At 47.2% G+C, this 14,304-nt stretch carries 13 protein-coding genes; 1 reads left to right on the top strand and 12 read right to left on the bottom strand.

The window, feature by feature from the left end; genetic code table 11:
- From amrB to C4S39_RS09630, 8 genes are all read right to left on the bottom strand, one after another.
- Positions 1-792 (bottom strand): AmmeMemoRadiSam system protein B, encoded by a 792-nt coding sequence (gene amrB / locus C4S39_RS09665; protein ID WP_103966813.1) that lies wholly within the window; start codon positions 790-792, stop codon positions 1-3.
- 196 nt (positions 793-988) lie between these two features.
- Positions 989-2,227, bottom strand: a complete 1,239-nt coding sequence (locus C4S39_RS09660) for a lipase family protein (protein ID WP_103966812.1) — start codon at positions 2,225-2,227, stop codon at positions 989-991.
- Positions 2,228-2,310: 83 nt separating this feature from the next.
- Positions 2,311-3,216, bottom strand: a complete 906-nt coding sequence (locus tag C4S39_RS09655) for an FAD:protein FMN transferase (RefSeq protein WP_103966811.1) — start codon at positions 3,214-3,216, stop codon at positions 2,311-2,313.
- A gap of 45 nt (positions 3,217-3,261) precedes the next feature.
- A complete protein-coding gene (locus C4S39_RS09650; protein ID WP_103966810.1) occupies positions 3,262-5,982 on the bottom strand; it encodes a DUF3570 domain-containing protein in 2,721 nt (906 codons plus the stop codon).
- 40 nt (positions 5,983-6,022) lie between these two features.
- Positions 6,023-6,178, bottom strand: coding sequence for a DUF4266 domain-containing protein (locus C4S39_RS09645; protein WP_258039388.1), 156 nt, complete (start codon positions 6,176-6,178; stop codon positions 6,023-6,025).
- 117 nt (positions 6,179-6,295) lie between these two features.
- Positions 6,296-6,796 carry a TlpA family protein disulfide reductase gene (locus tag C4S39_RS09640; RefSeq protein WP_103966809.1) on the bottom strand — a complete coding sequence of 167 codons (501 nt, stop codon included), beginning with the start codon at positions 6,794-6,796 and terminating at the stop codon, positions 6,296-6,298.
- A gap of 52 nt (positions 6,797-6,848) precedes the next feature.
- Positions 6,849-7,259 (bottom strand): hypothetical protein, encoded by a 411-nt coding sequence (locus C4S39_RS09635; protein ID WP_258039387.1) that lies wholly within the window; start codon positions 7,257-7,259, stop codon positions 6,849-6,851.
- A 133-nt stretch (positions 7,260-7,392) separates the two neighbouring features.
- Positions 7,393-8,130 carry a hypothetical protein gene (locus C4S39_RS09630; protein ID WP_103966807.1) on the bottom strand — a complete coding sequence of 246 codons (738 nt, stop codon included), beginning with the start codon at positions 8,128-8,130 and terminating at the stop codon, positions 7,393-7,395.
- Positions 8,131-8,945: 815 nt separating this feature from the next.
- Between C4S39_RS09630 and C4S39_RS09625 the strand changes: the two genes are divergently transcribed.
- Positions 8,946-9,323, top strand: a complete 378-nt coding sequence (locus C4S39_RS09625; protein WP_181023800.1) for a hypothetical protein — start codon at positions 8,946-8,948, stop codon at positions 9,321-9,323.
- A 169-nt stretch (positions 9,324-9,492) separates the two neighbouring features.
- Here C4S39_RS09625 and C4S39_RS09620 read toward each other — a convergent pair whose 3' ends face one another.
- The 4 genes from C4S39_RS09620 to C4S39_RS09605 all read right to left on the bottom strand — a co-directional run bounded on the left by C4S39_RS09620 (position 9,493) and on the right by C4S39_RS09605 (position 14,271).
- The gene (locus C4S39_RS09620; protein WP_103966806.1) at positions 9,493-9,774 is read right to left on the bottom strand and encodes a hypothetical protein; all 282 of its coding nucleotides are present in this window, start codon (positions 9,772-9,774) and stop codon (positions 9,493-9,495) included.
- A 68-nt stretch (positions 9,775-9,842) separates the two neighbouring features.
- A complete protein-coding gene (locus C4S39_RS09615) occupies positions 9,843-12,203 on the bottom strand; it encodes a fatty acid cis/trans isomerase (RefSeq protein ID WP_258039386.1) in 2,361 nt (786 codons plus the stop codon).
- Positions 12,204-12,393: 190 nt separating this feature from the next.
- On the bottom strand, positions 12,394-13,509 hold the full coding sequence (gene ald / locus C4S39_RS09610) for an alanine dehydrogenase (RefSeq protein WP_103966849.1): 1,116 nt from the start codon (positions 13,507-13,509) through the stop codon (positions 12,394-12,396).
- A 21-nt stretch (positions 13,510-13,530) separates the two neighbouring features.
- A complete protein-coding gene (locus C4S39_RS09605) occupies positions 13,531-14,271 on the bottom strand; it encodes an SDR family oxidoreductase (protein WP_103966804.1) in 741 nt (246 codons plus the stop codon).
- Positions 14,272-14,304 lie beyond the last annotated feature (33 nt).

Below are 14,304 nucleotides of genomic sequence, written 5' to 3'. Positions count from 1 at the left end.
TTACCTTCCTTGAGCAAATGCAATAGCTGCGTAGCCGACTACCTGATCACGGGTTCCCGCGGTATCTCCGGAATTCCTCAAATCCAGCAAATGCGGTATCAAGCCGTGTTTCTGCGCCGCAATTATCAAACCGTTGATAGCTACGCTACCACAGGCATGATCGGGTGCAATCGGCTGCTGCAATTGCAATATGGATTGCACCGTTTGATGATCGATATGCTGTGCAGTTGCATAGGGTAAAAAATGCGACAAGTCGGAACTGATCACAATCAACGTTTCTTCACCACCCCAGAGATAATCCAACACTTCAGCAACCTCTTCGGCTGAAGCCATACTAATCGCCAATGGCAGTAAGGTGAATCCATTTAATACACTTTGCAGGAATGGAAGCTGCACTTCCAAAGAATGCTCCAATGCATGGGCTGCTTTGCTAATACTGATTTGCGGCAAGTGAGCGATTGCATTGACCAAATCGGTATCCACGTTTACACCGCCCAGTGGTGTAGTAAAAACATCCGCGCCCGGCAAAGCCATACCATGTATGGCTACCCGATGCGCTGGCCCCAACAGTACTACGCGCTGTATATTTGCAGCGGCCGCGCGCAAACTGGCATAAGCCGTTGCCGCGATGGCGCCTGAATATTGATATCCGGCATGTGGAACGATTAATGCTTTTGGTTTTAAATCATGCCAGCCTGCTTTTTCAAGCAGGAATTGCACATCCTGCCTCAGCTGCTGTTCATCAGCAGGATAAAAAAGCCCGGCGACTGCGGGAGAACGAATAATTGTCAAGCGTATTCCCCTGTTCCCTGTTGATTCATGACATCGTTATCAGACAAAGAATCAAGCAATAAATTGCAACTATCCGGCTAATTTATAGCCAGTTATGCTATTGAGCACCCTATCATTGCGTGAAATCAATTACACATTTCCAACAAAGTAACGCGTTGCTAAAGGGCGGGATTTCAATGCTTGAAGTAATCGCTGGTTACCATCCTTCCTGATAAATAGCCATGAGCTTGGCCGCATTATCGGCAAGCCTGGCAATACTATGGCGGCCAAATCTCAAATTTTCCAGATCTACACCGCGATTAGGCAAAACCTCTTTCAAATCAAAATTAAATTGAATCAAGGGTGTGACATGATGAGAATCCAAATATATTTTTCCGGTTTCATCGGTATTGGAAACCGGGTCATGGATATCGGCAATCACATGAATTAATTCTTGCAACTGTTCATTTGTTACGGAAATAGGATAAGTATCAAAAAAATGATCCGGAACGGGAGAGGAATTGAATGCAAATGTTTTCAATCCCAGAACAGCCCCAATCGCTTGCGCTAATCCACCACCTAAAGAATGCCCCGCTACCGTGATTTTTACACCGGGATTCCGCTTGACCACATCCTGAGCAAACCTAAAGGCATCTTTAAATTGATCACTCACCGTCCCCGTGCCTATGGCTATATCAGCTATGGCGTCACGTGCGGTATCTTCCAGCTCCTTAAATGAACATGGAAAATCGCACGTTTCCGTACCACGGAATACCAGCGCCAATTCGCCTGTACCTCGATCTATAAAAACACCCGCATCCATCCCCGAATTCGTTCCAGTAGATTCAATCAGTTCCCAGGAACCGACTGCAACATTATCAAAATCGTATATGGCATCAGCGAGCTGCGCATAAGGAACGGACTGTGCCAGCAAATCAACCGCACGCCGTTCTTCAGCAAACAACATGCCATAGGGTTTCCAGGTAACATTGGGAACATAATCGGGATTGTTGTATAGCGCGACCGAATTCAGTTCAAACACCGAAACGGCATCCACTGTCGCATCATCGGCATCGGTCACCCAGGTCAAGCTCACCGTATAGCGCTCCGTCCCATAACGCTTGGGAAAATCAACCTTAGGCAAAGTCAGCACACCTGTGAGAAAAGAAAACGTTGGGCTATGCGCCTCGGGAGCATCGTCAAACTCTGCATTCAGCAATAAAAATCGGTTCGGATTATCCGCTCCCAGCCACTGTAACGAGGCTTTATATAATTGCTCGCCGAATGAATCGGCCACGATGATTTTTTGCAAACACACTAACCCATTGGATTCAATCAATGTAACCGGTGCTGTCAAATTAGCGCACTCTTCCGGTTGTGCTTTGACAGTAGACACAGAAAAAATCAGCGTTGCAACGCTGGTCAGTATGGTTAAATTAAAATACCCTATTTTCATAAAAGACTCATTGATGAATTTAATTGATCTAGCAGTTTAATCATTTTTCAGAAAATAGGTAGATCCAAATCATATATTTCTGCTCACGCCATCAACGACCCTCCGGATTCCCCATTCACATTTACCCACAAGTGTGGCAAACCCAAAGTATCGAGCCATGCAGCCCCATCTTCTCCTTTCAGCATGCCAATAGTCGACGCACTGCCGGTAACCACGCAAAACTCACCCAGCACACTGACCGCTGCCATATACTGCACCGGCCAGCCGGTTTTTGGATTGAGCACATGGCCATATCGAATACCGTTCAGTGTGATGCACCGTTCATAATCCCCGCTACTCGCCAATGCGCCGGAATGCAGTAAAAGTGTTTGCAATACCTCCTCCGGATTACGCGGATGGCGGATGGCAATGCGCCAAGGGCTGCCGTCCGGATGCGGGCCGATGACTCTGATATCTCCTCCAAGATTAACCAATCCATGATGTATGCCGGCATCCCAACATAGTGAAGCGGCACGATCGACAGCGTATTCCTTGACCACGCCGCCGAAATCAATTTCCATGTCCGCAGCCATAAACCTCAGAACCGGGCGCTGCCAGCTGATTTTATGCCAACCTATTTTATTCAGAAGCAATTGAATTACTTCCGGATCAGGTATATTTCCAGACTTGAAATCCCAGGCGCGCCGCAGAATCCCGGAAGTAATGTCAAACAAGCCATCGCTTTGCTGATAACAAGTGTCGGCATAATCAAGCAATCCGGCAGTTTCATCATCAACACGAATATGACCGCCTTGCTTTGCAATACGGTTTATAGTGGATAAAAAACTGTCGGTGCGGTAACGGGAGTACTTTGCTTCCAGCCGGTACACATCATCCATGATCGATTTGGCGGCGCGCCTGGCCTTTTTCTCATCACGGGCATAAAGCTGGATCGAGCAAGGCGAGCCCATGGCGCTAAAATCGTAGTGATAGTACTTTAATTGCGCCATCACACATAACCATTCAGTAAATTATTATTAAGTAATTCAACCCGTTTAAAACTGATAACTCCAGGTTGCCGACAGCATTCCCTGCCGGTCAAGCTGAAATCCATTGAAATCATTCCTGATGGGTTGTAGCCACTCAACCCCGAACTGGTTTCCGGCAAAACGTCCACCAGGAATTCGGGTATTGACACCAAACCCCATATCAAAAAACTGCCCGCCGTAATTGGATGGAAAATCCATCGGGCCGATACGCGCATTGAATTGATTAAAATCCCGATGTATCGCATCTTGCCATGTGTAAGCGCCCCGTACCGTGGCAGTCAGCCAATGCGTCAAGTCGTAGCCGCCCCAGGTTGTCGCCTGAAACTGGTCACCCAGGCGATAGCCGGATTTATTTTGTGCTTCCAGACGCTTGATACCGCTGAATTGCGCACCCCACGACCAGCGGTTATGGTCACCCGTATAAGTCAGGCTCGGGGTAAAATCCCAAGTACCGCTGCCCAGTTGCATGCCAAAGTGGATCAATCCGCCATCAATCTTGGCCATGCGGCGCAGATCGATATCCACTTTTCCGGTCGGTGCGCTGAATCCAAGATTCACATGCGCACGATGACTGGGAATATCCAGCAATTTTATCAATGATGAAAAGTAAGTATCCCCCACCGCACCGGTTTCATGTCCGGCCGCGCCGGTATGTTCATGCACGCCCGGTCTAGGAGACGGAGCCCCGTCCAGTCTGCGCAAATTCATATCCATATCCATAAATGTCGGCATCAACATGATATTTAACCACTGTGTCGGCGCATACATGAGATCGACCATATGCATGCGCATATCCATGAATGTCGGCACAAACCGGCAAAGTTCGCTGCCGCAACCTTGATCAACAATAGCCTGATCATTCACTTTGTGCGTGCCATGCATCATATTTCCGCCGGTCCAATTGTACATAAACCGATAACCCGCCATGAAATCTCCGGATTTATCGAGCATATGACCAAACATAACTCCTGCGGGAGGCAAGGCGTGATGATGCGGCGCAGCATGCGTATGCGATGAGGAAGATCCTCCGGAGCCAGCCATTGGCAAGGAAGCAACCGGCTCAATATCAAACTTTATCGCTGCATTCGCTACATAGTAATCAAAATCGGCAAAACTGTTATTCCCGCCACCGCCGATCTGCATCGAGCTGGCGCGGGTATAGTATTCAAAACCGGCTTCCAGTGCGACGCCTTTGCCGAGCATTTTACTCAATACCACGCCACCGCTTAATGCGCCAAAACCGGCCAGACGATGATCGCTGGAAAAATGATCGGGTAATTTTCCGGGATCATATGATATTCTTTTTTCACTGGCGCTTACCGCAAATCCATCCACTGGATTACCATTCTGGTCAACCAAACTAAATAGATCGGGACCAAAATACTGAATGGTGGGATTATTGTTATCAATCCAGACTTGTCGCCCAAGGCTATCGACTTCCGGTTTGCTGAAGGTTTGTCGAGAAAACAGATAGGGCCGATAAAAACTTGCAGCATCTTGTGAGTAATAACGAATCCGGGGCGTCAACGTCCATCCACTGCTGCCAATCGGTTGCACCCAGCTGGCGTCAAACGCATGCGTATTGACCCCCCAATCGTCAACCGATAACCGGTAACCCAAATGCATCGCGGCATTAAACGGATTGATATATTGAATGTATTTGGCATTTAATGCGACCTGATTGCGGTTACCGGGACGCTGCTCGATCAACGCGCGTACATCACCCGTAATCAAGCTATTGTTCAGATTAGCCGGATCAATAAAAATGATCGAAGTAGCCTTATAGGGATTTTCCAGGAAACCTGAACTATGCGTATAACCGATATTGGCGTCGATCAATGCGTTTTTGTTCAATACCTGGGTTAAACCAAGATTCGTTACCCAGTCCTGCCGCTCCCCTCGTAAAATTTCCGAACCGCTTCGTCTGACAATCTGCTGTTCATATGCGGTTTTGGTGATATAGGGCGATGAATCATGATCGAGAATGGCACCGATCTTGCTGGATGTATAGCCCCCGCCAAATTTGACACTGGTCAGTTTCTGATTAAAATCCAGACGGCCACCAATAGAACCAAAGCTCGACTGGTAATCTCTTTCCCGGGAAAATCCTCCACCCACATTGATTGCCGCTTCATTCCATTCATGGCTCAAACCAAAGTTGGCCTGACGGCGCGTTTCCGGAGAAGCTGACGACATGACCAATACTGATCGGGTATCCACATCGCCCGTTAATTGCTTGGTGATGGGATCGCGTCCGATAGGATTCAAATCCCGGTCTAACAGTATGTTACTGTTCAGAATGGGGGAAGCACCAACCACTGTCCCATTAACTGTATAGGGACGATTACCTCCATCGGTGGCCAATGGCGTAATAGTGACCGGCGTTGCACCGGACCATGTGTCCTGGGTATATCCAAACGTGAATTTGGTGCGGTCGCTGAGCGAAAAAATCCCGCTGCCATGCAAAACATCAGCGGAAATGGGTTTTAAATTATTGGGTGCGCCAAATAGATTGCGCTCGCCTTCCTGATAACGGCTGTATTGAAAATTGACCCGATCTTTTCCTGCTGCATGCCCCGGCGATAACAACAGGCCGGGCAAAACCAATGCCGCGGAAGTCAATGCCTGGAGTGCATTTCTTGATTTTGCTGATGGAACTAACTCCGTGGTGCTGATGGATGGCCGATATCCGCGTTGACGCTGAGGCTTCTTACTGTTTCGATGCAAATTGTGTTACCTCACTGGCCATTCCAGAAAGAACTTAGCTTTAATAGCAGCCACACCCCCCGCCACCGGAAGAGGATTTATGACTGGGCGCCGCTTCCCGGCTGCTATAGTTGTGGGATTGGAGTTCGCTTTGCAAAGGATGGGGGTCTATTTCCATCTGCATTTTTGCCAGATTGCCGCGCTCCCAGGGCGCCACACTCTTGCAGCCTGACAAAACAGCACACACTGCAAGAATTAAACAGTTCGCAATTATAACGCGATTATTTCGCCTGATCATTGGAGTTGGAAATACGCAAATCTTGAGGCCAAGGACCTACTCTTTCAGTAATTGTGTAATCAGCGCACGTAACTCTTCTGACTCACCCGAACGAAATCCCTGATGAACATGTCGAATGTTTCCATTGCGATCGATCAAATACGATGTCGGCATCGCCATCAGCTCAAATACCTGGGCGCATTGTTTACTGGGATCTGCCACAATCGAAAAATCAACCGGGTTTTTGGCAAGAAATGCTTGCGCATCGGTAACTTTCTCATCCAGGTTGATACCGACCACATGTAAACCTTCATCCTTCAAATCCTGCTCCAATTGATTCAGAAACGGGAAAGATTTTATGCACGGTGGACACCACGACGCCCAGAAATCCATGTATACCACTTTACCTTTCAATTCCTGTAAATCATAAGTGGGTTCACCATCGAGTGTAGTCAAGTGACAGGAAGACGATGCCCGCTCCAGATGCTCCGCGAAAGACGGATTTGCAAACAGGAATAGCAATGCAACAGCAAAGCAAAAGAATTTAATTTTTTTCATAGCTAATACCTCAATAATCCCATAACACTATGATACGAAGTAATAAAAACCATTATTGGAATTGATTAACCTTGATATCCGTGTTCGTATGCTCATTATTAATGGACATACAATGATATGACACAATAAAAGAGCGCGGACCCGGGCCGGTTTTATTCACCAGCAAAAGATATACGCCACCACCGCCCGCTATACTCACTTCGGGACTAGGAACACCATCGCCGGAAACCGGATCGGTCGTGCTGATTGCGTTGATCCCTTTAATCATCTGCAAATTCACCAATAAATTAGCTTGTGGCAACGAAGTATCCTGAACGCTGGCAATCAAACGGTGCGTATCAAGGGAACAGGTAACTTGCGCATATCCGGTAAAACTGGCGATATTACCATCAGGATCCATAGTGGCTCCGGCATCATGCGCATGACCGGCACCTGCAAACCCAAGCGCAGTTAAAGTAAACATAATGGTCACTGCTTTTTGAAAGAATAGTTGTGTCATGATCGCACCTCATCGATAGTTTTTATACTTAAACTAATGCCCTTCATGTCCCAATCGCAGGCGCTTTTACACGCCTGCGTACAGTATGGCGCTTGAATTATTGCGGCCAAATTTGACTACCGTTAAAAATAATCGGCATATCCCGATTGACTTGCGCCGCCGATGGCTTAACTTCAACAACCTGCCCCGTTCCTCCGCAGGACTCCGGCAGAGGATTGGCTTCGCTACGCGTAATGGTCAGTGAAGCCGCGCCATCTTCCGGGCGATCATAAGGCGTACCCAAGCCAGCAAGCGTCCACCGGTTAACTGTTTCATCACTAAATCCGTCAATCGATGTAATTTCACAAATATCGACGATCGGAACATGGAATTTCACACTGGTCGCGCAAGAAGTTGGCTCAATGATCGCGGCACTGGTTCTGAAAGGAATAAAACCCGCCATATCATGCGGCAAGGAATCGCCACCACCAGCCCAGAAACCGGAAGCATTTCCATTGGCATCCGTTTTCTCGCCTTGAAAGGTAAAGACAGCTTTGCTATATATTTTTGTATTCAGATTTCCCCAGTTTTGGATAAAATCGGTCAACGCACCTGCATGCGGCTGACCATCAACCGTAATCGTTGAATCCACGCCATCAGGAAACACCACGCTGGTACCGATGACATTAATTTCCCCGCAGCCATGACCAACGACGACATTATTCGATGTTCGAACACCTTCAACGATGGATGGCACTTCAAGCACAGTATGCGCGAATGCATTTTGCCCGATGACCGCTATTGCCGCAGCAATCACTGAGCCTGCTACAAATTTAATTTTGTTATGATTTGTCATTTCAGTTCCTTTTTTAGTTAGTTCAGATAAATCTGATACTCTGTTTTTTCTGATTTTTGCAACCCAGCGCAATCTTGTCTTAAGCTTCTAGAATCTTGGAACCACAATTTCACGCTGTACTTACGCATTCAACGTATTCTCTCTTACTCTATCTGCTGATTCGATTATCAGGCCCTCGGCCATGAATTTCAATGCGGCAAATTGTCGCACCTTGCAATCAAGGTTCTCGAAGATCAGCTTTTATCGGGCTTTTGTTTAAATTTTGGAGCGATGCGACATTTTGTCGCACTGATTTTGCAGGCATGGAAAACTAATATTGACGACAGATCGTGTTCGACTAGTCATATTTACGAAGCATACTGAGCTGGAATGTACGTGTCGAATTGTTCGCTATTCGATCAGAAGTATCTCATCTGGTTTACTTGAAGCATTCCTCCCTTCACCTCCGGTCTATACCGGAGGTCTATTTTACTAATTTTCCAATTGGAAATACTGCGATTATTATTTATCGCTAATGAAATCAGCGTGTTTATATTGCATCACTGGTCAATTGTTACAATGAAACGCCGCTATCCGCATCAAAAAACCAATGATCACAATATAAATTGTGTTATATATTTTTTTATTATAAAGAAATGAATAAATAATATTTCTGTTTATATTAAAAAATTGCTATCTTTCACCTTGTCAATTTTATGACTATTCGATGTAGATTGAGTTATGCAGCCGAATAGTCAACTGAATATCGTTTAATTTACCAAGAAAATAAAAATTTTAGTGATCGCATTACAAGGTAATTCATACAGGAGAACAAAGTGAAATTTATTTGGTTTTTTTTACACATCGTGGCATTGAGTACATTTATCGAACCCATTCAGGTTGCCTCAAGCAATCCACCATTGATTGAGGGCGGAATCGATAAATCAGGAGCTGTGCGGATTGCTCAAACAGGCGCCGCAGATTTAAAAACAGTTGCCGACAAATCGGTCGATCACTCAAAATCATTGCCCGCCATCGTGCCGGAAACAAAGCCGGATGCAAATGAGCAATTAACCAGTTATTATCGGCGACCCGATGGTTATGCAGCCAATCCGGAATCGGATCCGCCGCGTTATGTACGCCGCTTAAGCGATATCGGCATTAGTGATTTAACCTGGCTGAATACCGGCCTGGAACACCGCACGCGCTACTGAATGGCGCAATAATCACACTCGGCGCATTGAAGATGGCGAGGATAATCCGATGTTTCTTCGGCATCGAGCGTGAGCAATAACGATTCCTGTATTTCGAAGTATTGATCAGCTTGCTGCAAACCACCCCGGGAATCTTTCAGATCCAGACATCCCTGAACCAAGTCAACATTTATGTAAAAATCAGTTTATCCGAAAATTCGCTATGAGCAATCTTTTCCAGGTATTTTCTGGCCCTTTCACCCACACCCGCACCATGTTGCAAATAAGAACGCGCGGCCAATTTAGGTGAATAATTACTGACGATATAACCTTGATCTTTAATCTCTGCTGAAGAAAGTGAAGTTACCGCCAATTTTCCTTTACCCAATTTAATGACGAGCAGTTTCTTCCCGCTTGAAGCAACAATTAATGCTGTATTCCGATGCTGATTGATAATAACAGTAGGTTGCATAGCAATAAAAAGCTTTGAAGTAATCAATAGCTACGAATCAGATTCATCGAATCGAATTATCAACAATGTTAAAAATTTTCATAACGGTTGATATCGAATATACCCGCCATCAAGGGTTGTCTCTCGCTCTGCCAGGCAGTAAAGTCATGTAGAATTTCCCAAAATTGCGGATGTGTACGCCGCACCCCCCAGGTTTCTACAATATGCTCGAAATGCTCCATTTTCCCGGCATTGCCAAGCAATGTGACAAATTCCCCAACTTGGGCGACAGGCACATCAAAGATAAAATTAGGATAGCTTCCAGTGATGCCCGGATATATCGTAAGCTGATCCTTATCTGGCTGATACCTTGATTCCTCCCCCAGAATAAAAGCAACATTGCTATGTGCGCGATCTCGCAACAATGTATATACAGTGCGCTCATCTTTCTCATTGGTGACACGTATAAATGTCACCTCCGGCAATTGCTTGATGCCACTCAACCTGGCTGCAGGCCGTGCTACAAGGGTAGATAAAGCTGCGTCTGCGCTTTGTACCCACCGCGGCTCATCCGGCCGGTTGCAATTTGCGTTCTGGCAACGATTCAATGGATCGGACGGCACGGCATTAACAGATTGAAAACGGGAAAGAATCCTATGCGCCAATTCTTGTTTCGGATTTTCGGTGGTGAAAATTTCGGCCGATGGCGATTCATCATCAATCTTTTCATAAACAATTCCGAATTTCAGTTTACCCAAATCCTGATACCAGTCATGCAAAATGGTTTCACGTTGACCGGCAGGCATCAAGCGCATGAAGTTATGTTCCGAACCGTTACGTATCAGATCAAAATACAGCCGGGTCAATAGCTGATGCGCAACGTTACCGAATACATCGAAATTGACCACGAGCTCATAGTAAGTTCGCTCAAGCAATGGATAATCCATTAACCATAGCGTCTGTGGAATATCTCCAACAAGTCCTCCAACCACCGAAGCGCTATTGTGGTGACGAAAAATGGTCAACAGAGCATTCTTATTCTTACCCGAGCCATCCCATATATGCGCGAGTGAAGCGCCTTGTGGTTGTTGCGATACATACTGATTCTGCCGCAACGCCTGATAGTCATTATGCCGTTTAAGATAACGCAACCAGTTTTCGCCCATTGCGAGCAGGTCATCATTTTGTCCTGGCATTGCCAGCAAAGGAATAGCTTCGCGTTGATAAGAAGCATCGGTTACAAAAAGATCGGACTCCGGATCCTGAAACAATGCCCAGAAATGGTCTCGTATCACATCGGTAGCAATCTGTCCGCGGCAAACCGGACCATGAATGAAAGTACGCACGAAATATTCCGCATCATCCAGCATAAACTGATAGCGGGCGTGAGCTGGAATATCGGCGAACGTCACAAATGGATTGGCGCGCTCTGTATAACTGTAACCTGGTAAATTTCCCATCGGCCAGGGCTTATTAAAAAAAAGCGCATTGATTCTCTGTTGTTTTTTCTGGTGCAAGGGATAAGGAATACGCCGCTTGTGCGCGATGCTGCCGGTGATTGGACGCAGGCGGTAAAAGAACGGTACCACGGGATCGTCATTCGGACTGACGGTGGCAATCGGTTCGATATCCGCATCAGATGGTGTCGATGAGCGTAATATCTCAAAGAAACGCAGCTCCCCCTCCAGTTCAGGAAAGTACAGAGATGCCACAAACAGGTGTTCGAACAACCAGCGCGCCACAAGCTTGTGGCGATTTCCATCCTGGTTGAAAAACGCCTCCCACTCCTTAATGACCTTTTTTTCATCACTTGTAAGCATGATAGGCTCATCCGGAATCACCGCACCTTGCTTGACCCATCCAGCCAGGAGGGAATACTCCTGATCGCTAAGGCCGGTTACTGCAAATGGCATGCCACTGAGTGGGCGTTCATGCGCATAATCCGCAAATTTTTCACTAGAGACACACTGATTCTTCCGGTTAATGCCCAATTCAATGGAATCCGGCAATTTACTGTTCGGTGGAAAAGGAAACTGCTTCGCCAGAGAAATCATGCCGGATATTAACGCTTCCGACCGTTCATTCCCAGCTTGCAGCACAGAATAAAAACCGCGCTCACGCCAACCGGAAATGGTCTGTTCATCAACACCCAATCGGGTGGGTTGCATCGCCTCGGTTCGTGGTCCGCCGTAGATTGATTCACGGAAAGCGCCGCGCAACAACCCTTCTGTGCCTTCCAGGTTAAGCTGGCACGGCGCGTCGTAGCAACTGTGACATGTCACGCATTTTTTCTCAAGAATCGGCCGGATTTCTTCAGCATAGGAAACCGGATTGTCGACGGGCGCTGGCAAAGCAATCGGAATTGGCGCGGGCGCAGGCGCAATGCTGGGAAGTAGAGTGTTATTAACTTGACATGCAGACAATAAAAAAAACAAACTTACAAAATACATGCATGGACGAAACACCCGCATGAATAAACCCCATATGGTGAGTTAATCGAAGAAACCCTGATTTATCGTTTATTTAAAGGAATCGTTAATCACGCTTCTGACGATTCCAGAAGGTCATATCTGACACAACTTCATAAGCTTAATAACGTTATGAGTTGAATAGTCAGCAATGGCGCTCAAGCCGTAAAACTTAATCCAATACAGCCGTCGCAGGCGTGTATTCCAATTTCAGATCGCGCGCCACTGCTTCATGCGTCAATCGGCCCTGATAAACATTCAAGCCATTGCGCAAATGCACATCTTCCATGAGTGCCTTACGGTAACCTTTATTGGCAAGTGCCACTACAAATGGCAAGGTTGCATTATTCAATGCAAAAGTTGAAGTCCTGGCAACCGCTCCCGGCATGTTGGAAACACAATAATGCACCACGCCATGGATGGTAAAGATGGGATTGGCTAACGTAGTCGGTTTGGAAGTCTCAAAACACCCTCCTTGATCAATCGCAACATCGACCAGAACAGTACCACGATTCATGCGTTTAACCATTTCATGCGTCACCAGCTTGGGCGCCGCGCCTCCCGGCAGTAACACGGCACCGATAACCAGATCGGCACTTGAAACATGTTCTTCCAGCGCATCCACGGTTGAAAACACGGTATTGATTCTGGAACCATACTGGAAATCCAGTTGCTGCAAGCGATGGATCGATTTATCCAGCACTGTGACATGCGCCTCCACACCCATGGCAATGCGTGCGGCATTGGTGCCAACCACACCTCCACCAATGACTACGACACGCGCAGCAGGAACACCGGACACGCCCCCGAGCAACATACCGCGGCCCCCCTGATCCAGCTCCAATGCATGGGCGCCCGCCTGAATCGCCATACGTCCGGCTACTTCACTCATCGGTGCCAACAGCGGCAAGCCGCCGAAGCTATCGGTAACGGTTTCGTAAGCAATGGCAATACAGCCGGAATCCATCAATCCCTGGGTTTGTACTGGATCAGGTGCAAGATGCAGATAGGTGAATAGTACTTGACCTTGACGCAGCAGCGGAATCTCAGTGGACTGCGGTTCCTTGACCTTAACAATCAGATCCGCTTTGGCGTAAATCTCCTGCGGCGTCTCCACGATCTCCGCGCCTGCGCTTTGGTACTTGCCATCGTCCAAATCAATCTGTATTCCGGCATTCTTTTGCACCATGACCTGATGGCCATGCGAAACCAGCTCGCGCACCGCGGTTGGTGTCAGCCCTACACGGGATTCATGAATTTTAATTTCCTTAGGTACGCCGATACGCATTTGATTTACCGATCCCATTCACTAAATGATTCCACCATTGACAGCAATATTCTGCCCTGTAATCCAGCGTGCTTCATCACTCGCCAGAAACAACACCACTTGGGCAATATCATCCGTTGCGCCGATTCGCCCCAGCGCAGCCATTCCGGACATACGCTCTATGTCTGCTGCAGTTTTTCCCGCGCGAAACAACTCCGTATCGACAGGGCCGGGCGAAACGATATTGGCGGTAATGCCGCGCTTTCCCGTTTCACGAGCGAAAATACGCGTTAACTGTTCTACAGCAGCTTTGGTCGCGGCATACGCACCGTATTTAGGCAACATCAAGCGCGTCACGGTACTGGAGATGGTGACAACGCGGCCATGATCCGCCAGCTTAGCGGCGGCCTCACGCAAGGTATAAAAAACGCTCTTGAAATTGATATCGACGATGCGCTCGAATTCTTCGTCGCGGATTTCAGAAATTTCCTTAAACAACAGGATTCCGGCGTTATTGATGAGAATATCGACTTGATTAAACTGTTCAGCGGCTGTAGTGAAAAGCTTTTGTACCGCCACCGGATCGCTGACATCGGCCTGCACTGCACTGCATTCGCCGCCTGCCTTGGCAATAGCCGCGCAAACTTTATCCGCCGCCATTTTGTTTTTTACATAATTGACGACAACTTTTGCACCCGCCCCAGCCAGTGTAAGCGCAATTTCCGCCCCGATTCCTCGGGCGGAACCTGTGACAATAGCAACTTTTCCATGTAAGGATTGCATCGCAAATTTTTACCAGGATATAGTACGAGTACG

This window comes from Nitrosomonas ureae, assembly GCF_900108305.1.
GTDB classification, from domain to species: domain Bacteria; phylum Pseudomonadota; class Gammaproteobacteria; order Burkholderiales; family Nitrosomonadaceae; genus Nitrosomonas; species Nitrosomonas ureae_B.
The sequence above is the reverse complement of the archived record's forward strand: the minus strand, read 5'-3'. Positions and strand labels throughout refer to the sequence as shown.